Below are 22982 nucleotides of genomic sequence, written 5' to 3'. Positions count from 1 at the left end.
CCGACCCCAGACATCGCCATTCGCCGCTGCCGCAGCCCGGTCCGGACGAATTATTTTCATCTCGCCACGCACTGTCTCAGTCCGTGCGATACCAGGCCTTTACATTGACCTCACTCCGCAAATCCTCCTCACCTTCCAAGGACACCACAATGGACGAGAACAAGAAGCGCGCGCTCGCTGCCGCCCTGAGCCAGATCGAGAAGCAGTTCGGCAAGGGCTCGGTGATGCGGATGGGCGATCGCGTCATCGAAGCAGTGGAAGTGATTCCGACCGGCTCGCTGATGCTGGACATCGCGCTGGGCATCGGCGGCCTGCCGAAGGGCCGCGTGGTCGAGATCTACGGTCCTGAATCTTCGGGCAAGACCACCCTGACCCTGCAGGCCATCGCCCAGTGTCAGAAGAACGGCGGCACTGCCGCGTTCATCGACGCCGAGCACGCGCTTGATCCGATCTACGCCGCCAAGCTTGGCGTCAACGTCGACGAGCTGCTGCTGTCGCAGCCGGACACCGGCGAGCAGGCGCTGGAAATCGCCGACATGCTGGTGCGCTCGGGATCGGTAGACATCGTGGTGGTCGACTCGGTCGCCGCGCTGACCCCCAAGGCCGAAATCGAAGGCGAGATGGGCGATCAGTTGCCGGGCCTGCAGGCACGCCTGATGAGCCAGGCGCTGCGCAAGCTCACCGGCAACATCAAGCGCTCCAACACTCTGGTGGTGTTCATCAACCAGTTGCGCATGAAGATCGGCGTGATGATGCCGGGCCAGAGCCCGGAAGTGACCACCGGCGGCAACGCGCTCAAGTTCTACGCCTCGGTGCGCCTGGATATCCGCCGCATCGGCGCGATCAAGAAGGGCGACGAGATCATCGGCAACCAGACCAAGATCAAGGTGGTCAAGAACAAGCTGGCGCCGCCGTTCAAGCAGGTCATCACCGAGATCCTGTACGGCGAGGGCATCAGCCGCGAAGGCGAACTGATCGACATGGGCGTGGAAGCCAAGCTGGTCGAGAAAGCGGGTGCCTGGTACAGCTACGGCAGCGAGCGCATCGGCCAGGGCAAGGACAATTCTCGCCAGTACCTGCGCGACAACCCGCAGGTGGCGGCGAAGCTGGAAAGCGAGCTGCGCGAGAAGTTCCAGCCCGCGGAAATCGCGCCGAGCGAGGCCGAGGCGGAAGACGCCGACGCGTAATGGTTTTCTGCCGGGGGAGCGGTGGAGTCAGTGCCGCTTGTCTCCCTCGGCAGTCTTGAGCAAACCAGGAGGGCGCGCGCCAGGGACGGCGCATTTGAATGGGGTGGCATGGCCCATGAGCGACGAACAGGGACAAGAAGCACCACGCCGGCGTCGCCGGCAACCGGAGCAGACTCCGTTGCAGAAGGCGCTGGGCCTGCTGGTGCGGCGCGAGCATTCGCGCAAGGAACTGACCCGTAAACTGCGTTCGCGTGGGGTGGAAGCCGACGCCGCCGCCGAAGCGGTGGAGCGCTTGACCGGCGAGGGCTGGCAGGACGACGGCCGTTTCGCCGAACTGCTGGTGCGCAGCCGCGCCGGGGCAGGTTACGGCCCGCTGCATATCCGTGCCGAGCTTGGCACCCACGGCCTGGACAGCGAGGCCATCGCCACCGCGATGGGCGCCTTCGAGGGCGACTGGACCGAAAACGCCCGCGATCTGGTCCGGCGCCGCTTCGGTGCTGCCGGGGCGATGGATCTGCCGCAGCAGCGTAAGGCCGCCGATCTGCTGGCGCGGCGCGGTTTCGATGGGGATAGCATCCGCGCCGCCGTGCGCGACGCTGCGGAGGACTGAGCGGGCCGGGCCTGCTACCCTTGGCGAGTTGTCTTGTCCGGTTTCCGGGGCGCCCTCATCTAAGAGGGATGCCAGGAAGCCCGTCCGCTCGTCTATAGCCAGCCCATGAACGCACCCGCCAAATTCTCCACCTCCCAGATCCGCAGCGACTTCCTCGACTTCTTCAGGGGCAAGGGCCATACCATCGTGCCGTCCGCACCGCTGGTGCCCGGCAACGATCCGACGCTGCTGTTCACCAATTCCGGCATGGTGCAGTTCAAGGACGTGTTCCTGGGCGCCGAGAAGCGAAGCTACGTGCGCGCGGCGGACGTGCAGCGCTGCCTGCGCGCCGGCGGCAAGCACAACGACCTCGATTCGGTCGGCTACACCGCGCGCCATCACACCTTCTTCGAAATGCTCGGCAACTGGTCGTTCGGCGACTACTTCAAGAAGGACGCCATCGCCTGGGCCTGGGAGCTGCTGACCCAGGTCTGGAAGCTGCCGGCCGAGCGCCTGCTGGTCACCGTCTACCACACCGACGACGAGGCCTACGGCCTGTGGCGCGACATGATCGGCGTGCCTGCCGAGCGCATCGTGCGCATCGGCGACAACAAGGGTGCGCCCTACGCCTCGGACAACTTCTGGCAGATGGCCGACACCGGTCCCTGCGGCCCGTGCACCGAGATCTTCTACGACCACGGCGCGCACATCGCCGGCGGTCCGCCGGGATCGCCCGACGAGGATGGCGACCGCTTCATCGAGATCTGGAATCTGGTGTTCATGCAGTTCGATCGCCAGCCCGACGGCACGTTGGTGCCGCTGCCGGCACCCTGCGTGGACACCGGCATGGGTCTGGAGCGCCTGGCGGCGATCCTGCAGCACGTGCACACCAACTACGAGATCGACCTGTTCCAGACGCTGATCCGCAAGGCGTCCGAGCTGACCGGCACCGCCGACCTCGAGAACAAGTCGCTGCGCGTGATCGCCGATCACATCCGCGCCTGCGCGTTCCTGATCGTCGACGGCGTGCTGCCGTCCAACGAAGGCCGCGGCTACGTGCTGCGCCGGATCATCCGCCGCGCCCTGCGCCATGGCTGGATGCTCGGCGTGCGCCAGCCGTTCTTCAGCAAGCTGGTGCCGACCCTGGTGGAGCTGATGGGCGAGGCCTATCCGGAACTGGCCGCGGCCCAGGACACCGTGCTGCGTGCGCTGCAGGCCGAGGAGGAGCGCTTTGCCGAAACCCTCGACGCCGGCATGAAGATCTTCGAGGACGTCGCCGCCAAGGCGCAGGATGGGGTGATCGCCGGCGAGGATGCTTTCCGCCTGTACGACACCTATGGCTTCCCGCTGGACCTGACCCAGGACATCGCCCGCGAGCGCGACCTGCGCGTGGACGAGCAGGGTTTCGAGACCGCGATGGACGAGCAGCGCCGGCGCGCGCGTGAAGCCGGCAAGTTCGGTGGCGGCGTGCAGCTGCCGGCGGATCTGGTGGCGACCCTGGCCCCGACCGTGTTCCTGGGTTACGACAGCCTGCAGGCCGATGGCCTGCGCGTGGTCGCCCTGCTCAAGGACGGTCGCCCGGTGCAGTCGGCTGAGGCCGGCGACGCGGTGATCGTGCTGACCGACAAGACCCCGTTCTATGCCGAATCCGGTGGCCAGGTCGGCGATCTCGGCACATTGACCGCCGCCGGTACCCGCCTGACGGTCACCGACACACAGAAATTCGCCGGCCAGTTCCATGGCCACGTCGGCACGCTGGAAGAAGGCAGCCTGAAGCTCGGCGACGTGCTCGCCGGGCAGGTCGATGCCGAGCGCCGTGGCGCCACCATCCTCAATCACTCGGCGACGCACCTGCTGCATGCCGCCCTGCGCGAAGTGCTGGGCACCCATGTCCAGCAGAAGGGCTCGCTGGTGGCGCCGGACCGCCTGCGCTTCGACTTCTCGCACTTCCAGCCGATCGGAGCCGAGGAACTGGCGCTGATCGAGCGTAAGGTCAATCAGCAGGTCCGCGCCAACAACGCTGTCGAAGTCCATCAGATGGGCATGCAGGAAGCGCTGGATTTCGGCGCGATGGCGCTGTTCGGCGAAAAGTACGGCGAGCGCGTGCGCGTGCTCAAGATGGGCGACTACTCCACCGAACTGTGCGGCGGCACGCATGTCGGGCGGACTGGCGACATCGGCCTGTTCAAGATCACCAGCGAAGGCGGCGTCTCCGCCGGCGTGCGCCGCATCGAGGCGGTGACCGGGCAGGGCGCGCTGGACTATGTGGCGGCCGAGGAGGCCCGGCTGCGCGAGGCGGCCGACCTGGTCGGCGGCAACAGCCACGACGTGGTCGACAAGATCCGTCAGCTCGGCGATCGGTACAAGCGCATGGAGCGCGAGTTGGAGGCGCTGAAGTCCAAGCTGGCGTCCGGTGCCACCGCCGACCTGGCCGGATCGGCGGTCGACGTCGCCGGCGTGAAGGTCATGGCGGTGCGGCTGGAAGGCTTTGATGCCAAGGCCCTGCGCGAGGCAATGGACCGCCTGAAGCAGCAGTTGGGCGACAGCGTGATCGTGTTGGCCGGCGCCAGCGAGGGCAAGGTCGCCCTGGTCGCCGGCGTGAACGGCAGCCCAATGGGACGGGTCAAGGCGGGGGAACTGTTGAGCCACATCGCCGGTCAGATCTCGGGCAAGGGCGGCGGCCGCCCGGACCTCGCCCAGGGTGGTGGCGAGGACGGGCCCGCCCTTGCCCCTGCACTCGCCGGCGTCCCCGCCTGGGTCAAGCAACATCTCCCCTGAACATACGCGCGGCGCGCCTTGCTGGCAGGGCGCGGCTTCCCGTAACATCACCCCTCTTTTCACTTTCATTATGGGGCGTGCCGCAGCGCGGGCGCCGTGCCGGTGAAGCCCACCGGTTCCCTGGAGAATTCTAAAAATGTTGATCCTGACTCGCCGGGTAGGCGAAACCTTGATGATCGGCGATTCGGTCACCGTGACGGTGCTTGGGGTCAAGGGCAATCAAGTGCGTATCGGCATCACCGCGCCGAAGGACGTGGCGGTGCATCGCGAAGAGATCTACCAGCGCATCCAGCGCGGCGACGAGCCGAACTCGCACGGTGGCGGTCACGGCGGCGATCAATCTGCCGATTGATGCGTCGAAAGGGTTTACCTGAGACCCCACAACCCGGTATTCTTCGCGCCCGGTCGCGGAAATATCCGCAGCGCAGAAATCCGGAGTGATGCCCGAGTGGCTGAAGGGGCTCCCCTGCTAAGGGAGTATAGGGTCAAAAGCTCTATCGAGGGTTCGAATCCCTCTCACTCCGCCAGTGTCAAAGAAACGCCCGCAAATCAACGATTTGTGGGCGTTTTTCTTTTTCGCCACCTTGGACACTCGCTTGGACACTTCCATGCGAGTCGCGCACTACCTCACCCGCGGCGAGACCGGCCGCTACTACGTTCGTTTGCGCGTTCCTGCTGACTTGCAGGCACGCTTTGGACGCAAGGTCATCAAACGCAGCGCAGGCACGACGTGCGATCGCGCCGCGCTTGGCTACGCGTTGCTGTTGCAGCAACGCTATGCTCGGGCCTTCGCAGCCATCAGGAACGGCAGCATGGGGAAGGAGCTGGAAGAGCTCTTGAGCAGCCTGGAGGGCAAGTCGTCGCTTGAGCTGATCCTCAAGGACGTAAAGCTGCCGGGCGGGGCTTCGTTCGGGCAGGTGGAGATCAACGACCAGAACGACTTGGCGTTGTTCCAGAAGCTGGCGGCGGAGCACGCGGTGCCGGCGCCGGCGCCGTTGTCTACGCCGTTCCCGCCGCGCCGGGTCGTCAAACCCATCGGTGACGCTCGCCCCGTTGGCCTGACCCTCGCCGCTGCGCGCGACAAGTATCTGGTCAGCATCCAGGGCAAGAACACCGCCAAGACCATCGTCCAGAAGACCCGCGCCCTGAAGGACCTGGAAGCCTTCTTGGCGAGCCAGCGCAAGGGCAAGGGCAAGGGCAAGCAGCCGGTGATGCTGAAGGAACTGACGCGGACCGACTTCTCGGAGTGGTTCTTGTACGAGACCGCGCAGAAGCGGGTCATCACTTACATCACCAACCGGTTCTCGGCCTGCGCAGACTTCATCAAGTGGGCGCAGACGGCCGGGCACTACCCGCAAGGCGACAACCCGGCCTCCGGGCACGCCTCCGTGCCCAAGCAGTTGAAGAAGCAGCGGGCGAAGAGCCACGGCTCGCAGGCGTTCACCCCGGACCAGGTCAAGCGCATCTTCGACCCGGAGAACTTCAAGCAGCTCAAGGGCGATGCGGCGCGGTGGCTCCCGCTCATCCTGCTCTACACCGGCGCGCGCTCCAACGAGGTGGCCAGGCTGGAGCTGGAGGATTGCCGGGAGGAGGACGGGCTCCCGATCTTCCACTTCACCTGGATGGGCGAGGACAAGAGCCTCAAGACCGATGCCAGCGATCGAAAGACCCCGGTGCACCCGGACCTCATCAAGATGGGCCTCTGGGAGCGTGTGGCGCGCCTTAAGGCCGCCGGCGAGACGAAGCTTTTCCCGGAGCTCAGCTTCGATGCCAAGAACGGCCCCGCGGGCCGGACCCAGCATGCGTTCTCACGCTATCTGGTGAAGCTGGGCATCAAGGCGCGCGGCGGCGGCAGGGTGGGGCACCATAGTTTCCGGGATACGGTCATTGGCGCGCTGAAGGCGGCTAGGGTCCACCGGGAGATGCGAGAGGAATACACGGGGCATGAGCTGTCGGACCGGCAGGAGCATGCCCATGCGTATGAGACGGAGTTCAGTCCGCGGGCGTTGGCTGAGGCATGCCACCCCGCTTTGACTTGGGCTATCGATTTAGCACTAAAGGTGAGCTGACCAAGATGATCGCTAAAGCGGCGGAGTGAGGCGCGGGACGGATCTGCTCCGACTTTAACCCTCGGCCCCTGAAGGAGATCGCAAGCCGGATATGGAGAATTGCTGAAGTGAATGAGAACAAGAAAAATGTGCCGAATACCGGAACTGAAATCGACGTGGAGCACAAAGCAACTGCCGTTAAGGATGGCGATAGCGAATCTGAGAAGGATTTAAAGCCCGCTGGGTTCGCTCGATGGCAGTGCTGGCCGAAAGATGCGCGAGATGGATGGCGTCTCCTGGTAGCCTTGGCTGTCATTGTTATTGCGGCGTTCGCGGGACTGGTCCCCGTGCCTGGCAAGGTGGATCCTTATTCCCGTGTGAACCTCATTGTACTAGGTCTTGTCGTCGCGTCATGGATCGTGGGGCTGTGCTCAAGCGTGTCGCCGCGGATGTGGGCGTCTGTCTTCGGCGTTTCGGGGCTGGCTATATGGTTTGCCGGGATCTATTTTTCGGCAGATGGCGTAGCTAAAGCTCTGCTTGATATGGTTACCTTCTGGTAAGTCGCATGGCCGGATTGCGTGAGCAAAATGAACACCACGAGGGTGCCATAAGCAACGGCTAAGGCCGAAGCCCATACGTTCAGAATCCGATCCTCTTTCTTTGAATGCATTTGTTTCATGGTAGTAGGTGGCCCATTTGTGGGGGGAAGCTAACTCCTATTTTCTGATAGTCAAGGGCCAATCCATCAGGGGTTATTGAAAGCCTGATACTCGTAAATATATCTTCGGCGGCTAAGAGATCTGCTTTAGGCGGCGCTTTTCGCTCAGCCATACTTTGTTTGCCACGCTAGCGCACATAGAGCGCAAATAGCATCATTGGCAGCCATGCTCAGCATGGTGAAGGCCCAAGTGTGCATAACAGTTTAGTCATGTCATGACCCACGGCTCCGACCAAGAGAGCCCAACGTCCTTGGTCTTAGCAACGTGAGCATCCTCAGAGTAGAGCCGAGCCGCCTTTCGGCTTGCGGGTCAGTTCACAAGCCGCCAAACAGGGGAGTTAGAAAGGTATAAGCGGCGGCCAGCGCTCCTGCTTCGGGTGCATAGCGGCAGCCGCATCCGGAAAGCAAGATGTGGATGGCGAGTGGGGGTAGATAGCTTGGCGTAGTCCTCTGCTCCCGCTGAATGCCGTCATTGACGGGGTTGCTCGGTCTAACGGCGACTATGACTTTGAGCCCTCGATTGAACTTTCTTGGTTGGCCGCATGTGGTGGGAGCATGAGCCAATCTATAGATGCGGTATTGTTGAGTCTTCCTTGAGGATTGCTATGCAATGAGTAAGAAAATGTTGGAATCGATCACCTCTGCCAAGGCCAAGATCGAAGAGGAGCTCCGCAAGCTTGAAGAGCAGGAAGCCGCTCTCCGGCAAGAACAGGCTGCCGCCGCTCTTAGGGAGATCACGAGCCTGCTGAGTCAGTACGGCGAGCACTTCACCCCGAAGCAGAAGGCCGAGCTGGCCGTCGCCATCGGGGCCAGCAGCCCAGGCCGTGGCCGCAAGGCTGGTCCAGCCCAGGCCAAGAAGGAAGTGGCCCCCAAATACTGGCTTCCGCACACTCAGGAAACCTGGTCGGGTCGCGGTCGCACTCCCCTGGCGTTCAAGGCGTGGGAGGGCACGGCGGCCTACAAGCAGTGGAAGGCCAGCCACCCCGATGAGAAGTTCCCGAAGTATCCGGGGTAGCCGTCTCGGACGTTCGTTGAAAAGAAGCCCTGGATCGCCAGGGCTTCTTGCTTTGGGAAGCCGAGAAAATTCCCAAGCACTGTCTCAATCTGTGCGACCCCTCTCCTGTCTACTCATGCCCTGGCGCGCATCGAATCTGGGGTGCTGGCCGCAAGGGCTGAAAAATCAACCAGCGAGGGAGAGAATAACTATGAGTGACCTGCACTTGGATGTGAACAGCGTTTTCAACGGAATCGTCGCTGCTTTGCTGCTCGGAGGAGGTGGTTGGGCGTTGGGTTGGGCAAGGATGCGGCTAGGTCTGATGAACGACAGGATCACCCTTAAAATCCATCGCGCTGAACTAAACAAGGTGTTGAGCCTTCAGCGAGATCCGGCAAAAGTTGCGGCGTTTCTTCTCACTCAACTCCTCTTCTGCTTCGCCATCTTGGGCGTGGCAATGGCGTATTCGACGATCGCTTTTATGGATGGAGGAGCGAAATGGATGGCGCCAGCTGTGTCGATCCTTGGATTAGCCATCTACACGTGTGCCGTCTATGCGATCGGCATCATCATTCGGGTGAAGAAGGGGGCCAAGTATGTGCAGCGTCAGGAAGCGAAAATTGCGGCGCTTGAGGAGGGACTTGAGCGACGGAATGCCGTAAAGCAAAAAGCACGTGAGTAGTGCTGTAGTTCGCGCTCCGGCTCGCGTAAGAGTTTTCTGATGCTGCCGTCAGCCTTCAACTGATCGCACGACCGCGATCTTGGTGGCAACCTGTATCTGTCGTCCAGGCCACTTCACCCGCCATGGCCGGGGGACGGAGCCCAGAACCTCCACTTAAGCGCCGACGATCAAAGGCCCCGCATGCGGGGCCTTTGCTTTTTCGCTTGGCTGGGTTGCAGCTTGAGATCAGCCAAGCGGGGAGGGGGCCACGGCTCGACTTCACGGATGCATTTGTCCAATCCCGTAGACGGTTTTTCCCAGCCTCTGGACTGCGCTTGCGACCCCTTCGGCCCAGCAGTAGCGTCTACCAGGCCGCATCCTCAAGGAACGAACGATGAAATCCTTCTCAGCGATAGTGATTGGGGTGGCCATGATGGCCGCCGGGTTGTCCCCGCTCGCCAAGGCAGCGGAGCCGTCGGCATTGAACCCGGCCGACGTCATCGAGGGCATGGGTGAGCGCATTCCCCCTGGCAAAGAAAACGTCAGCCTGTCGCCGCTGTTCAAGGCATACGTCTTCGAGAAAGCGGGGTTGAAATTTGTCCAGATCAACTCGTTGAAGGACGAAGTCATCACCGTCATCGTCGTCACGCCTGGCGCCGAATCCCGCTTGCCGATTGGATCCGCTGCGGGCCAGCCGCTGGCCGTGCTGAAGGGCGACGCAGCCAGTTGATTGAACCTCTCGGATTGAGAGGTTTCTCGTTGTAGCTGTCCATCGCAAGCAAAGAGAAAGCCCCAGGTGGTGACCCAGGGCTTTCGTGAACGCGTTGCGAAGCCGGCGCGTGATCAGCTCAGGTCGCAGTTGCTCGGCAGCTTCCACGTCGTCGCCGGCAGCATGTTCTTCACCGCGGACGACGCGGTGATGCCAACGTTGCTGGCGCCGATGAGCTCTTCCAGGTCAGCGATCGACACGATGTAGTCGTCCAGGCTGCCCAGGCCGGTCTGATTCGGGATGATCCAACTGATGGCCTTCTCGGCCCCGGTGCTCGGGTCGGTGGTGATGATGGTCTTCCAGAAGTATTCCGGTGTCCGGATGCCGTGGCTGGACAGGAAGTAGTCGTTCGACGTGTCGCCGAAAACCACACCGCCGTAGACCTTGACCGGACGGATATCGCGATAGCACTCAGCGACGTTTTCCGATTCCACCCAAATGCCTTGGTTGAAGCCTGACACCTGCGGCACGATGTTGGACATCAGGTTGGCGCGCACGATGTAGGTCGCGTTGTAGTCCATGTGGTTGGACGTGACCAGGTGGCCGCGATCGTAGCCGGAGCGCACGCTCGCGTAGGACTTGGTCGAGGTCTGGCCGCCACATCCGCTCGGCAGCGTGGTGTCGAGCTTGAAGTCAGAGGGGCGAGCCGCGGAGCCGGTGTCCGCGTTGAGCGAGTATTCGTAGCGCGTGGCGGTGTGCTCGGTGCAGTCGTAGGTCAGGATAAAGCCGCCCTTGTTGAGCGTAACGACCTGGGCCTGCGCTGCAGCGCTGGCGGTGGTGAACAGGAAGACGGCGAGGAAGATCCGGAATCGCATAGTGCACTTCTCCATGTGTTTAGGCAGGCCGCACGAACCCAGCACGCACGGACAATGGCCATGCCTGTTGAGAGACGCGCGAGTTGAACAGAGGTGGAGCAGACAGCCGAGACCGGCTTGATGCCGGTGTGGTGGGAGAGACGACAACCGCGCCCCTTTGCCACGACGTGGCACGCGGTTGCGACATGTATCTAACAGCGAGCTGAGCGGGTCAACTGCGGATTGGCCAAGGTGTGACTTGGTCGGAAGACTTCGTCGCTGTAAAACAGCTTCCACCACAATGCAATGCGGGCGAGGTATGGAGCAAAAAGAAAGCCCGGATGGCCGGGCTTTTTCGATGCGGTTGCTCTATTCGAATCAATGGTTCAACTGCACATCACGATCAGCGCCATCGGCAACCACTTCAGCACGGCCATGGCGGCCATGCCCATCGTCAGGACCAGCGGCGTCATCACCCACCACTGGGCCCAGGTGAAGCCCTGGTCGCGCTGCCGAGCCATGTAGGCGGCGCCCGGGTAGAGGCGCTCTGCTTTCCGTAGGCCTCGCCGGGCCATCAGAGGCCCGACGAGGAAGCCGAACGGGCCCAGGAAGAGCAGGCTGAGCGAGAACCACCAGAAGAAGCGGTTGTGGGGCGTCAGCACTTTCTTGGGCGCAGCACGCGGCGCATTGGCGCCGGGAAGCGGGTGGACCACGCCCATCGACGCAGGGGCCATCGGATCAGGATGGGTCGTCATTTGGCGTAGGCCCTCCAGCTGCCGTCAGCTTTGGCATAGCGCAAGTTCTTGTTGACCGGCACGGGGACCTGCCTGCCGGCGATGTCCAGGACCACTTGGCCGCGGGTATCGCAGCGGTAGCCGTCGGCATCCTCTGCCTTGGTGCAGCCGGTCAACTCGAAGTCGCGAATGTCGCTCACTCGCCCGGCGCCGCTCTGCTGGAGCAGGGCGGCCAACGCCTGCTTGGCGTTGTCGCTCGATGGCTTGCCGCTGCAGGCGGTCAGGCCCAGGGCCATGGTCGATGCGACCAGGCCGATCCATGCATTTTTCATGTCGTTCCTTGCTGAGGGATGGTGATGGGGAAGCGGGAGAGGTCAGGGACTACTGCTTGTCGCGGTTGCCGTCCGGCTTGAACCCCGCGATCCAGAGTCGGCTGTCCTTGAACGGCGTCAGCAGGCCGCTGGCCCCCGGATGGAGATCCGCGGTCTGGAGGAAGCCCGAGACCCAGGCCACGCGCAGGGCGACGTCGACCGCGCGATCGGCAACGCCGGGCCGGCTCACGTTGACCACGAAGGGCTGGGCCGGCGGGTTGGGGCCGGTGGAGCGCTGGGCACCGGTGTTCGCTTTGCTGGGCGGCACCCGGACACCGTTGAGCGTGTCGCGTCCCTTCCAGAGAGCAGAGGTGTTGAGCTCGGCCGTCTCGCCCAGGTCATCGGTGTCGGTCAGCGGGGCGTCGGCGCAGGCGCGGAAGGTCTCCGTGCTCGAGGTCGCGGGGCCGGTCCAGATACGCGCTTCCACCGTCCAGCAAGGCAGGGAAACGCCCCACTCGGTGAACGTCAGCGCGACTCGAGGCCACTCCAAGCGGCCGGCCTGGGCAGCCTGATGGTTGTCGCCATTGAAGAGCCCAGGAAGCTTCCCGGCGCCGCTGAGGGGCGTGTAGAGGGCACCGGAGCCGCCGGCCTGCGCGGTGGACTTGCCCCCCGTGTTTGGCTTGATGCCGACCATCTGCTTGCCGGCGTCCTTGAGGCTCCCGCCGAGCTGACGGAAGAAGCCCGGCTTGGGGTCGGAGCCGTCCTGAGCGGGGGCGGAGGTGGGAGCGACCAGCATCAATGCCAGGAGCGCAGCGAACGCTCCTTGTCCTGCGTGCTTCATAGGAAAAGCCCCTGTAGACCGCCGGCCTGGCGGCATTTACGATAATCGCAGATGAGAAGCCAGCATCCAAGCGGCACACTGAGGGAATTCAGCTTTCGTGCAATCTTCTCGATGCCCAAACCCAAGACACCGGCCACGGTCTACGGCACGCGCCTGCGGAGTGCGCGGATGGCCATGGGCTGGACCCAGGCAGAACTCGCCGAGCGCATTGGGATGGTGGACAGCGTCTCAGGGGCGACGCGCGTGAGCCGTTACGAGACGGGGCAACATGACCCCGATCCTGCGACCGCGGAGGCTTTGGCGAAGGCGCTGGATTTGCCCGTCGCTTACTTCCACGCCACTTCAGACCTTCTCGCGGAGGTCATTCTTATCGTGTCCAAGTTGCCAGTGCCCAAGCAAAAAGAGGCGTTGAAGCGCCTCAAGGATATGGTGGGCAAAGCGGAGACAGAGCGTTGAAAAAGGTGATATGGAAGCTTGCGATCTTCTTTGCGTCAGTTGGCTCTCTCCTCTCCGGATTTTTTTGGTTCATGTCAGCAAAGATGCAGCGTGAACTGCTGTATGCTCCTGGCGCTCCAGAGCACGTTTCTAAAACTATGCTGATCCTTTCGGCTGACATGAATTATTGGGCCGCCTTGGGCGCTTTTTGCACCGGAGCGGCTTTGGTACTTTCAGCCCTTTTCGAAGACTGATGTGGACACGGAGATGCCAACAAGCGAGTCTGTGCTTGGTAAGGCGCATCGAGTTCATTTAGGCAATGGTGACCACCTCGTCCTCGCTGAACCAAGCGTTTTCCAGTATAAATCTCTTTACCCGCATGACGTCTTCTGTATAAGCTACGAGTGCAAGGCTTTTCATGGCCCGGCTGGCCGTTACGTAGAAAAGTCGTCTAGTTGCTTCTAAGGTCTTCCCTTCTGTTTTTCGTCCAAAAAGATCTTCATATTTGAACATGAAGCCTCGCGCCTCTTGGTCATCCATAATGACCATGACGCGTTCGAATTCCAATCCTTTTACCCCTTGGTGGGTATCAAAGCGAGCTTTTCTGGAAAGATAGCTCGCCAGTGGAGCGATTTGTGAAAAGGGAGTTGCGAGCAATTCATCAATGCGCTTCTGGCGTTCTCCGTCTTCGCTGGCCTCTTCCTCATGATTCTGTTCGTCTGAGACAGCAGTCCGGGCTGCAAGGCGTTCCGGAACTTCCAGTAGGCGTAACTCGGCAATAAGTATGAGCACGTCCTGCAAGGACGGGTCTTGACCATCTGCCCAGAGGCTGGCTAGCGCATCTACGGCTGACTTTGCAATCTTCAACTGTGACTGGCCTGACGTCCCTTTGAGCTTGTCGGCGGTCAGCAGTGGGGAGAATTCCTTCAGCAGCCGCATCACGGAAAATCTATCGTCGTTTTGATGTGCTTTGATCAACGGCAAGACTTGTTCAGTGAAAAAAGTAGCCAGCTGCAGAGTGCCATTTAAAAGACTGGTTGAGTCAATCTCATAGAGTGCCGCGAATACATCTAAACATCCTAGTCTGGCCGCCGCCATTCGGTGTTCAAGAGTAAGAGTCTTAACAGCCTCTTGCACTCTCCAGTTGTCGTCCCCTGTTAGATCCGCCATTACTCCTGCGATCCGGTCTTCCAGGTCTATTTTTCCTTCGACAGATGACGGGACAATAAAGAGCCTAACTACTCCTTCGATTGCGTCGGTCCTCGCTCTTTGCTGATGCGAATCTACTGAGGCGCGCACCTTATTCAAGAGATCTACGACTCGCTTCGGACACCGATGATTCATTTGCTTACCAGGCGTTTTCCATGAAGTAGGTAAATTTTTCCCCAAGTCCTCCTTTCCATCAGCGTAGATCTGTTGCATAGTGTCGCCTATCAGGCCGAGTGAGAACGCTCCGCTCTGCTTGGATTCAACTTCAAAAAGGGCGTCAATTAGGTTTTTATTTGTGTCTTGACTTTCGTCTACAAGGAGGATTGGATAACGACCAACAAAGATGCTCTGCATCCGATCTTTTGTTTGCAGAAAGTGAGCTGCAATGCGAATTACTTCAGAATGATTTAATGCGTCTTTTGTGCGATTAGTTCCTGTCGGGCTATAGATAAAGGTCTTTATTTTTGGAAGGACTTCGAGGCGTTTGGTGCCGGCTGCAATTTTAAACTTGCGTTCATCTGATGCCTTGCCTGCACGGCCCTTTGCCTCCTTTGCTCGTAGCTCAGCGAGGTCTTCAGCTATCTTGACCTTCAGCCATTCTCGGATGTCGTGATTTAGTCCCTCAATCAGGGACCATGCAAAGCTGTGGATCGTGCGGACGTCAAAAAGAGCATCAAACTGAATTCTTCGCTTGATCTCGTCTGATGCCGCATTTGTAAAGGTGATTACGCCCACTCGCTTTCCTTGACGGCGAAGTCCTTCACCCCAGTTTTTTTGAACATGCTCCAGCGCCGTCACTAAGGATCTTGTTTTTCCAGACCCCGCTCCCGCAAAAAGGAAGAAGCTTCTTGGGCTCTCAGGATTCAGGCATTGAGAAATCACTGCATCAGCCGTCTTGTCGATATCGTTCTCGTCGAACTGGAGTGGATTCTTCACGGCGTCACCTCGCTCGCAGCCGTTACGGCATCCTTGTGCAGCGGCGTAGGGATCAGTGGAATTTTTCCAGCAACATCGTCTTCTTTACGTTTTAGCTGAGCGATAAGCCATAAGAGGCCATTATGGATGTATTCTGGAAGGCTGACTTGATCAAGTTTGCTACTTTCGAGCAGGGTCATTGAGAATTCCGCCTTATCTCCAGTCTTCAATGCGGCTTGTATGCTGCTAGAGAGTTCAGAGGCACTCTTCGAATTTTCAATTGACTCCCGAATCTTCTTGGCCAATCCAGCGCCCTGTAACGATCTGAAGAAATCGAGGTTCTGATATACAAGTGCGTCCTCGAATGTGTTTGCAATCGCCTCGACGCCTTTACTTCCTCCAAAATCAATTTTTACAGGCTGTTGATAGGCCACCCGAAAGCCAAATCCACTTGTATGTGCTTCGGTCAGGGATGCCTCCGGCATGTCGAGCAATAGGTCAATGGAATCCTCCATGGGAACCCATGTCTTTATTGTTTGATTTCTCGACAACTGGCCCTCGGATCGTGCAGGAATTACTTTAGAACCATCGGCGATCTTTGCGTCTAGGTCCGTCACAATTAGCGTATTGAGGCCGAGTTTGGTAAGAAGAGGGCGAAGGCGGTGAGCGTGGCTACCTCCGATTTCCAACCACGTGAGGTATCGATGCCTGAGATAGATGTAAGACTCACGGCAGTGCACCATGTGCGGAACCACTATTCGCTCAGCAGGTCCCTCAACGAGAATCGCTCCATCGGCGAAAAATAGATCGCAATGTGTGATCTTTAGGTAGCGCTTCACAAAGCGAGTCGTGTCGTCATCAGTGCCAAAGATCTTTGAAAGATTGACAACCTGAGAGATGGGGACGGAGCCCTTTACAGGCTTGACCGGCATGCGGCGGAAATAGCGTAAAGAGGTGAACTCAGCTTCATGCGCCAGATGGCTGGAGTGGGTGCTCACAACCATTTGAGTATGAAATTCGGTGGAATTGCCCAAGCTTTCATGCTTTCGGAGCACTGCGTAGGCATGGGCGATGAAAACCTGTTGAACCTGAGCGTGGAGATGGGCCTCTGGCTCCTCTACCAAGACCAAGTGGAGCGGGGGAATGTTGTCCTCTGCCGACCAAGCTTGTTTCGACGCCTTCCCGACTCGCATCCACCTGTCGCGGAAGCTCATCAGCGCGAATACCATCGAAACAAGGTTCTGGTAGCCCAGTCCGTTCGAGTCCTCAGGCAATCGGTTGGAGAAACCTACCTCGGCCAAGTGTGTGGGGACCTCGTAGTGCAAAGCCGAACCATGGTTCAGGGCATCGAGGGGGCGAAGGTCAGCAGCGAGCCGAAGTTTTGGATCAGTCAAGCCCGGATAGCCCACGTTCTCAAGTTCCTCAAGAGCTGACTTGAACGATTCCGAAAGCTGCTTGCCAAAGTCAACCCTGGCCTGGTGTAGGGCCTGAAGTGCCTTTAGATCCTTTTCTTCAGGTTGGTCAGAGGGGTCCAGATGTTGCGAATAGTAATTGCGGAGCTGAGTAGAAAGCTTCTTTCCAAAGCGAGAAATTTCAGCATCCATGTTGTCGCCGCTTGTGCTGCTGGATGCGGCAAATCCGAGTCCACGTTGCGCGCTAATCTCGTCGATTCTTATCAGTCCCTTGAACGGGTCTCCTTTGAGCGGCTCACTGTCTGCGTGTAGGATCTGCGGGTTGGCGCATCCGTCTTCTGGCTCCTCCAGTAGCGCTGGATCCAGAAGATAGGCTTTAACTTCAAAGGTAAAACGAAGCCTTCGTGATAGGAACTCAATCATCGACTTTGGCCACAGCGAAAAGGGCTCATCATTACTGTCGTCCGAGCCGGCGGCCGCTGCCATCACACTCTTGGTGGCGGACCTTGCGTTGAGGTATTCGCGCTTAAGATCTTCAGCGTTCTTTGGCTCGTATCGGAGTCTGACGCCGATAGCGCTGCCGTCCCAATCCAATGTGGGCAGGAGCCCTTGGACGTAATGTAGTTGGTTGTCAGGAACTTGAAGCCAAACATCCAATGATGGCGAGATCGCACCCCAGTCGAACTCTATGGCTTCGTCATTCTCAGATTCTGCTTCCCAAGCGTTACCTAACTCATTTATGGTCGGCCAATGACTCAATGTGAAGTCATTAATGTTGAAGTCGCGTTGGTTCACAAGGAAGTGCCTCATAGCAACCATCGCTGATGTCTTTCCGCTGTTATTAGCTCCCACAAAGACCGTTGATTCCTTAGCAATATCGATCCTTGTGGCAAGCAGCTTCCGAAAGTTCGCTACTTCTATAAAGTCGATGCGCATCGTCCCCCTCCTTCCTGAAGGCAAAGCGTTATGGTGGCCTTGTGACGCCAAACCCATAGGCGCAAGGCCTTTGGGCCCTGCGGATATTCGTATGGACTTTACTGGGCATCGCTCCCCCAGGGAAGTGCCGCCCAATACCAACTCTAAGTAGCGAGACTCTAAAAGAGCCCATGCGATTTGGACAGCTTGCAGCAAGCTAGGGGTAAAACTTGCTCTGGTCGGCCAAGCACGAAGCGAACTGTCCCCGCTGGTAGCGCGGCAACTCCACGTTGGGCTGATACAGCTCCAGAGCGCTGATCTGCTTGCTGCGCGTCACCTGCGGCTTCTTGTGGAGGTAGTGCTTGCGCAGCACTTGAACCCGGTCGCGGTGATCGGTGCTGTGGCCCGTGACCAGAGCAATCTCCTTTTCTGGAACGTCGTTGGCATCGAGTTCGGTGGCCAGGGTGTGGCGAAAGGCATGGAATCCGATGCCCTTGGGAAACCCCAGTCCCTTCAGGTAGCGGCCAAAGTCCACGACGAACTGCTGGCTATAACGTGCATTCGTTTCCCCGGTCTTCCGGTTCACGCCGGCAGAGAGTAGGGGGAACAGTCGGGCATGGCCGGTGGCCTTCATGTCCTCCACGAACTCCAGGAAGCCCGCCTCCAAGAGCGGCTTGGCGATAGGGATGATGCGCATGCATCCACTGCCCTTCATGCTTTGTCGGCTGCGTCGCGTCTTCTTCGGATCGGCAGCCAAGTCCTTGTCCACCGTCTTCTGAAAGGCGATGCACCAGATGCCGCGTTCCTGGATGATGTCGGTCAACTTCAACTGACAGACCTCGTTGACTCGCGCGCCTGTGTAGAGGCCGATCATTGGTGCCCACCAATACTGCGGCTTCTTCGCCCAACGCACGAAGGTGGTGGGGTCAAAGATGGTTTGAAGATCCTCATCTTCGAACAACCGGATGGCCTTGTCTGGATCGATGGTGTTGTCATCCTTGGGCTTCCGGAATGCTTTCATGGGCGAAGAGACGATGGCTTGCCCGTTGACCAGGTGGTTGAAGAACGCGACCAGGAACCGGCGGTGGCGCTCTTCGGTGGCCGGGGCCAGCGGCTGCACGTCTTGCTCTTTGCCCATGGCGATGGCTTCGTCAAAGGTGAGATTCTTCAGCAGCGGATCCGACACCAAGTTCCTTGGAGCCCAGCGCAGCAGTGTCCAGAGCGCTTGGATGTGGTGGTAGTCCACCCGAGCCGCGGAAATGTTGCCGCAGGTCAATAGCAGTAGCTTCAACGTGCGCTCGGTGGCCAAGACCGTCTTCGGGTCGAGCTGGCGGCGACGCATGTCTTCCAGGTGGTCTTCGATCTCTTTGGCCAAAGGGCGCGACGGCGTGCGCATGGGCAACGCGGGATAGCGCGTGCCGTTTTCCAGGTCGCTTTTTCGACCGGTTTCGTCGAGCGCCGAAAGGATGCATTCTTGCAAGTTGATGGCCGCTTCCCGGCCTCGGATGATGGCGAGGTCGATGCGGAACCGACCGATGTGGATGCCTTCCAAATGCAGGAAGCCGAATGGCGAATCAATGTAATCGTTGAGTGCTGCGGAGGGTAGAGCGGTCATGGGTCACTTCCATCGGTAAGATGGAAGTAGGGATAAAACACGGCGCGAATTCGTCAATGGGGGCGACGCAAAAATTTGCAGTGTCGATTAAAATCTCAGGCATTGGGATCTCCCGATGGGCGATTAGCTGGTTCGCCGGTCCTCACCTGTTGAATAACCTTGTAATCAAATGGTTTCAAGAAAATGTTGGTCGGTCCCTCGCAGTCAATTCCGTACTGTTAGTGATAAATAAGCTAACTAAATCGGCTAAAATTGAGTGACTGAAGCTTAATATAAGATAAATGTTAGCTATTTTAAAGTTAGTTTATTTTGCTTTGTTTTGATTATTTTTGGAAAAATCTATCCTTCGAATAACGGCAAAAGCAGTTGCGAACATGGATCACTTTGAAGGCGTGGTGCTCGACTACCTGAGGGCGGATCGAGCGTTGTTCGTTAACAGCCAGTGCTGCATCCAGCTCAACGAGGGCGCCAACCCGGACACCAGCGGCCCGCATTGGTATTGCGACGCGGTGGCTGTGAGCTTCAAGGAGCGGGCCGGCTACCTTTGCGAGATCACCTACGCAGCCCGGGCGCCTTCGCTCTTGGCTCGGTTGAAGTCGTGGAACGAACACTGGCCTGGAGTTAGGGCGGCACTGGCTCGCGATAGCGGCGTGCCGCTGGACTGGATAGTCAGGCCCTGGCTCTTTGTCCCTGAGGCTCAGGCCGAGAGGCTGCGCGCCAGCCTGGCAGGGTTCGGCAACCTTCCAAGTCCCCGCATCACCTTCCTTGAAGACGTCGTGCCCTGGCGCTATCGCTCTTGGGATCGAGGGGCTTACCAAGACCCAGCCGAGCAATGAGGAGCCAGGCATCTCCTGGGCCTAACGGCCGCCCTGAAATTTGAAGGTGAAGCGAGCTGCGGACGCGGCGGTCTCCCCACTGATGGGCACGGGCGTGGCGTCGACCAGCGTCAACATGCCATCGGCAACTGGCACCGGGACGCCCAGCGTGACGTCAACCTCTTTGGACCAGCCGCCACCGAATACGGTTGCCCTAACGACCAGCCGGCCCGCCTGGATGCATTGAATGTCGGCTGGGCAACGGCTGTCCTCGATGACGCGGTCGGCGCGCACCCTGGGGCCATCAACCGCCGCAATCTCTCCCAGGCGAACAGGGCCTTCAACGGGATGGCTCGCGACCTGATTACTTGCCGCGCACCCTGCAAGTGAGGCGGCCGTCAGCGCTGCAAATAGCTTCACTCTCATCCAAGAGGCCGGGACAGCTTTTCGTTGGTGGATTCGCATGGAGATGGTGCCTCTGAAGATGGCCCGAGTGTCCCACAGCTATGCAATCCACGGTTGAGATGCGCACCAGAGACTATCGAACTTGAATGCTGTGGGCATGAGCACTCTCAGTGAGCGGTCGCTCACGGCAACAGCAAGCCAGCAGTCGCCAACGTGTGCGAGGACGGTGGGCAAAAGTTGCACGCGCGCAGCACTCAAGTCCCCTTGGCTTTTCAATCGCGGGCAGGGGAGCCGCACATCATTGCTATCCACCAGCGCTGGGCCTCTCGAAGGGAATCCTAGCTTCGCTGTCCCGACCGCAAGGGCGAGCCTCCTCCTCGGCGCTGGCGCTCTGTTGCGGCCCTCCGCTGCGCGCCTAACGGTGCTCACTCCCGGGTGCTGTCGAGCCTAACGCTTCGCCTGCCGGTTCCCACGAGGCGCACAACGCGCTGGTGGAGAAGAACCGATGAAGCGCAGCACCAAGGACCGCACGGCCCAATACCAACTCCAGATGGACGAGGAGGGCATCTTGCTCGCCGCCGCTAGCATCTTGGAGCGTCGCCTCCAGCGGCAAGGCCGGATCCACAACCCCATCCACGCCGGCAGCTACCTCGTCGCCCGCTACGCCCACCTGCCTCACGAAGTCTTCGGCGTCATCTTCCTCGACACCAAACATCACATCTTGGCCGTCGAACACCTGTTCACTGGAACCGTCGACGGATGCGAAGTCCACAACCGAGTCGTCGCCAAGCGCGCTTTGGACCTCAACGCTGCCGCGGTCATTCTCTTCCACAATCATCCGAGCGGAAACCCGGAGCCCAGCGACGCTGACCGCCAGGTCACCGAGCGCCTGAAGCAAGCGCTTCGCCTCTTCGACATCCGAGTCCTCGACCACCTGATCATCGGCGGCCACCAGCACACCAGCCTGGCAAGCAGGGGGTGGGCATAGCCCGCCCCTTCACCTATGCGGTCTGCCGAAGCTAGACTGCCAAGGCAGATGCACATCCATGGAGCAGGAATGAAAGCGTTTCACGTGCGAGGGATTGTCTGGGAGACCGATGGCAAGCGTCCTGCGTTGCCGGCCGAAGCCACAGTCGAATGCGAGAGCGAAGAGGGGATCGCCGATGCGCTCAGCGAGCATACGGCTGGCTGGTGAGCAACTTCGTTGTCGTAGATGAGACCGAAGGCGACCACGCCAGGAACGTAAGTCGGGATTGAAGAACTGGCGAGTTGGCCGGCGCCCGTTCCCCGCTTCCGCTAAAGTGTCTGGCCCTGTTTAAACTGGCGCTCGCCACCAGAGCGTGCGCGTAGAGGAAGTCGTTGTTGATGGCGTTGAAGGGTTTGTTGGTTCTGTCTTTGTTTTTTGCTTCGATTCCTGGCGTGGCAGCAGAGTTGGTCGGTCGCGCGACGGTCACGGACGGGGACACCCTCACGGTGGAGAAGCAGCGCATCCGCCTGTGGGGCATCGATGCCCCGGAAAGCACCCAGCAATGCACCACCAAGGACGGACGCTCCTGGCCCTGTGGCCGGCGGGCCGCCGCCGCGCTGGACAGCTACGTACTGGACAAGACCGTTCGATGCCAACCCAAGGACACGGACCGCTATGGCCGGGTGGTCGCGGAGTGCTTCGTCCAAGGGCAGTCCGTCAACGGCTGGATGGTGCGCTCAGGCTGGGCGGTCGCATATCGCCAATACGCCACGGCGTTCATCGCGGACGAAGCCGACGCGCGCCAGCACCAGCGGAACCTCTGGCAAGGACCTTTCCAGATGCCCGCCGACTACCGGCGCGCGAAGCGCGATCAGGCCGCCCGCCAAGCCCAGGTGGCCACGCCACCCATGCCCAGCGGATGCCGCATCAAGGGCAACATCTCCCGTCAGGGCAAGAAGATCTACCACGTGCCAGGCCAGCGGGACTACGAGCGCACCAGCATCGATCTGAGCCGTGGCGAGCGCATGTTCTGCCGCCCCGAGGAGGCCGCACGGGCAGGGTGGCAGCCGGCACAGCGCTGAGCTCTTGGACGCAGCCGGGCGGCCACAGCAGAGGCGGGGCCCTTCCCATTTGTCTGCCCAAGTTGCGGACGATGGCGCTAGACTCCGATCACAGTAATCGATAGACGTGAGCCTATGGACGGGGTGCAACGCATGGAAACCAAGATGGCAAATCAGCCTAAGAAGGGCGAGTTCTTCCAGCTGCAGCCGGATGCTCGGCGTGGAGGCAAAGGCCACGGAGTGGTCTTTGAAAATGAGAGTGTGCTGCGAACGCCGCCGCGCCTCATCGTGAAGCCAACGGAAGGTGGGTTCCCGCCATTGCGCGAAACCCCGCGCCTGGTTTACCACCCTAGCGAGGGCGCGCTGCCTGAAGATCTAGAGGGCGGCTTCAGCGGCTATTGGTTGGTTTCCGACCGACTGCGTCGCGTGATGGAGTCAGTGGATGCGGAGGCCTTCGCTTTTGCTGAGGTCGACTATCGTTTGGCCGATGGATCCAAGGGGCCGACTGTCTTCCTCTGCGACGTCGTCAGCACATTGGATGCCTTGGATGAAGAGGCTTCCCAGCTCAACATTGAAATCAGTGACGAATTTGAGACCGGGAAATACTACGACCTCACCGGCGACATCCGTCTGGCCTTCAGGCGGGATGTGTTGGGTTCGGCGCATGTTTTTAGGTTGGCTTTCCATGGTGGTGTCTTCTGCGATAGAGCGTTCAAGGAGGCCGTTGAAGCGGCGGGTATTGTTACGCCCAGCAAGTCCAATGGGCTTTGGTTTTACGACGTTGTGAACTGCTGATTGCGAACACGGGC

General features: G+C 59.9%; 23 protein-coding genes, 1 tRNA gene and 1 pseudogene. 17 read left to right on the top strand and 8 right to left on the bottom strand.

Annotated elements, in window-relative coordinates; genetic code table 11:
- Positions 1–149 precede the first annotated feature (149 nt).
- The 10 genes from recA (at position 150) to QN245_RS11915 (ending at position 9705) form a co-directional block, all read left to right on the top strand.
- Positions 150–1187, top strand: coding sequence for a recombinase RecA (recA, locus tag QN245_RS11960; RefSeq protein WP_160964901.1), 1038 nt, complete (start codon positions 150–152; stop codon positions 1185–1187).
- A gap of 115 nt (positions 1188–1302) precedes the next feature.
- Positions 1303–1797 carry a recombination regulator RecX gene (recX, locus tag QN245_RS11955; protein ID WP_184643208.1) on the top strand — a complete coding sequence of 165 codons (495 nt, stop codon included), beginning with the start codon at positions 1303–1305 and terminating at the stop codon, positions 1795–1797.
- 105 nt (positions 1798–1902) lie between these two features.
- The gene (gene alaS, locus QN245_RS11950) at positions 1903–4554 is read left to right on the top strand and encodes an alanine--tRNA ligase (RefSeq protein ID WP_317843279.1); all 2652 of its coding nucleotides are present in this window, start codon (positions 1903–1905) and stop codon (positions 4552–4554) included.
- A gap of 136 nt (positions 4555–4690) precedes the next feature.
- Positions 4691–4906: a carbon storage regulator CsrA gene (gene csrA / locus QN245_RS11945; RefSeq protein WP_160964895.1), complete on the top strand. Its 216-nt coding sequence runs from the start codon at positions 4691–4693 to the stop codon at positions 4904–4906.
- A gap of 82 nt (positions 4907–4988) precedes the next feature.
- A tRNA-Ser gene (locus QN245_RS11940) sits at positions 4989–5081 on the top strand.
- 81 nt (positions 5082–5162) lie between these two features.
- Entirely contained in the window at positions 5163–6623 is a 1461-nt protein-coding gene (locus tag QN245_RS11935) for a DUF6538 domain-containing protein (RefSeq protein ID WP_317843278.1), read from the top strand.
- 107 nt (positions 6624–6730) lie between these two features.
- Entirely contained in the window at positions 6731–7162 is a 432-nt protein-coding gene (locus QN245_RS11930) for a hypothetical protein (RefSeq protein ID WP_317843277.1), read from the top strand.
- A 768-nt stretch (positions 7163–7930) separates the two neighbouring features.
- Positions 7931–8335 (top strand): H-NS histone family protein, encoded by a 405-nt coding sequence (locus QN245_RS11925; RefSeq protein ID WP_317843276.1) that lies wholly within the window; start codon positions 7931–7933, stop codon positions 8333–8335.
- Between the two features lie 190 nt (positions 8336–8525).
- A complete protein-coding gene (locus QN245_RS11920) occupies positions 8526–8996 on the top strand; it encodes a hypothetical protein (RefSeq protein WP_317843275.1) in 471 nt (156 codons plus the stop codon).
- Between the two features lie 373 nt (positions 8997–9369).
- Complete coding sequence (locus QN245_RS11915; protein ID WP_317843274.1) at positions 9370–9705, top strand: hypothetical protein; 336 nt, start codon at positions 9370–9372, stop codon at positions 9703–9705.
- A 113-nt stretch (positions 9706–9818) separates the two neighbouring features.
- On the opposite strand, the gene QN245_RS11910 is transcribed toward QN245_RS11915, so the two are convergent.
- The 4 genes from QN245_RS11910 to QN245_RS11895 all read right to left on the bottom strand — a co-directional run bounded on the left by QN245_RS11910 (position 9819) and on the right by QN245_RS11895 (position 12424).
- Positions 9819–10559, bottom strand: a complete 741-nt coding sequence (locus tag QN245_RS11910) for a DNA/RNA non-specific endonuclease (protein ID WP_317843273.1) — start codon at positions 10557–10559, stop codon at positions 9819–9821.
- 365 nt (positions 10560–10924) lie between these two features.
- Positions 10925–11293: a hypothetical protein gene (locus QN245_RS11905; RefSeq protein WP_425612864.1), complete on the bottom strand. Its 369-nt coding sequence runs from the start codon at positions 11291–11293 to the stop codon at positions 10925–10927.
- Positions 11290–11604: a hypothetical protein gene (locus tag QN245_RS11900; RefSeq protein ID WP_317843272.1), complete on the bottom strand. Its 315-nt coding sequence runs from the start codon at positions 11602–11604 to the stop codon at positions 11290–11292. Before QN245_RS11900 ends, QN245_RS11905 begins: the two co-directional genes overlap by 4 nt.
- Before the next feature lie 49 nt (positions 11605–11653).
- Positions 11654–12424, bottom strand: coding sequence for a hypothetical protein (locus QN245_RS11895; RefSeq protein WP_317843271.1), 771 nt, complete (start codon positions 12422–12424; stop codon positions 11654–11656).
- 111 nt (positions 12425–12535) lie between these two features.
- Between QN245_RS11895 and QN245_RS11890 the strand changes: the two genes are divergently transcribed.
- Together QN245_RS11890 and QN245_RS11885 are read left to right on the top strand one after the other, a co-directional pair.
- Positions 12536–12880, top strand: a complete 345-nt coding sequence (locus QN245_RS11890; RefSeq protein ID WP_317843270.1) for a helix-turn-helix domain-containing protein — start codon at positions 12536–12538, stop codon at positions 12878–12880.
- Positions 12877–13113, top strand: a complete 237-nt coding sequence (locus QN245_RS11885; protein ID WP_317843269.1) for a hypothetical protein — start codon at positions 12877–12879, stop codon at positions 13111–13113. Before QN245_RS11890 ends, QN245_RS11885 begins: the two co-directional genes overlap by 4 nt.
- Positions 13114–13171: 58 nt before the next feature.
- Here QN245_RS11885 and QN245_RS11880 read toward each other — a convergent pair whose 3' ends face one another.
- The 3 genes from QN245_RS11880 to QN245_RS11870 all read right to left on the bottom strand — a co-directional run bounded on the left by QN245_RS11880 (position 13172) and on the right by QN245_RS11870 (position 18925).
- The gene (locus QN245_RS11880) at positions 13172–15004 is read right to left on the bottom strand and encodes a UvrD-helicase domain-containing protein (RefSeq protein WP_317843268.1); all 1833 of its coding nucleotides are present in this window, start codon (positions 15002–15004) and stop codon (positions 13172–13174) included.
- Positions 15001–17331 carry an AAA family ATPase gene (locus QN245_RS11875; protein WP_317843267.1) on the bottom strand — a complete coding sequence of 777 codons (2331 nt, stop codon included), beginning with the start codon at positions 17329–17331 and terminating at the stop codon, positions 15001–15003. The genes QN245_RS11880 and QN245_RS11875 overlap by 4 nt, the downstream gene beginning before the upstream one ends.
- A gap of 196 nt (positions 17332–17527) precedes the next feature.
- Positions 17528–18925, bottom strand: a complete 1398-nt coding sequence (locus tag QN245_RS11870) for a site-specific integrase (RefSeq protein WP_317843266.1) — start codon at positions 18923–18925, stop codon at positions 17528–17530.
- Positions 18926–19299: 374 nt separating this feature from the next.
- On the opposite strand from QN245_RS11870, the gene QN245_RS11865 reads away from it, so the two are divergent.
- A complete protein-coding gene (locus QN245_RS11865; RefSeq protein WP_058358372.1) occupies positions 19300–19761 on the top strand; it encodes a hypothetical protein in 462 nt (153 codons plus the stop codon).
- Between the two features lie 21 nt (positions 19762–19782).
- Here QN245_RS11865 and QN245_RS11860 read toward each other — a convergent pair whose 3' ends face one another.
- On the bottom strand, positions 19783–20166 hold the full coding sequence (locus QN245_RS11860) for a hypothetical protein (protein ID WP_317843265.1): 384 nt from the start codon (positions 20164–20166) through the stop codon (positions 19783–19785).
- Between the two features lie 484 nt (positions 20167–20650).
- Here QN245_RS11860 and QN245_RS11855 point away from each other — a divergent pair, with 484 nt between their 5' ends.
- The 4 genes and pseudogenes from QN245_RS11855 (at position 20651) to QN245_RS11840 (ending at position 22968) form a co-directional block, all read left to right on the top strand.
- Complete coding sequence (locus QN245_RS11855) at positions 20651–21133, top strand: JAB domain-containing protein (RefSeq protein WP_317843264.1); 483 nt, start codon at positions 20651–20653, stop codon at positions 21131–21133.
- A 69-nt stretch (positions 21134–21202) separates the two neighbouring features.
- Positions 21203–21402: pseudogene (locus QN245_RS11850) on the top strand (hypothetical protein).
- Positions 21403–21510: 108 nt separating this feature from the next.
- A complete protein-coding gene (locus QN245_RS11845; RefSeq protein WP_317843263.1) occupies positions 21511–22194 on the top strand; it encodes a thermonuclease family protein in 684 nt (227 codons plus the stop codon).
- A gap of 114 nt (positions 22195–22308) precedes the next feature.
- Positions 22309–22968, top strand: coding sequence for a DUF1629 domain-containing protein (locus tag QN245_RS11840; RefSeq protein ID WP_317843262.1), 660 nt, complete (start codon positions 22309–22311; stop codon positions 22966–22968).
- Positions 22969–22982 lie beyond the last annotated feature (14 nt).

This window comes from Xanthomonas rydalmerensis (genome assembly GCF_033170385.1).
Lineage (GTDB): Bacteria > Pseudomonadota > Gammaproteobacteria > Xanthomonadales > Xanthomonadaceae > Xanthomonas_A > Xanthomonas_A rydalmerensis.
This window is presented reverse-complemented; position numbering and strand designations above follow the sequence as displayed.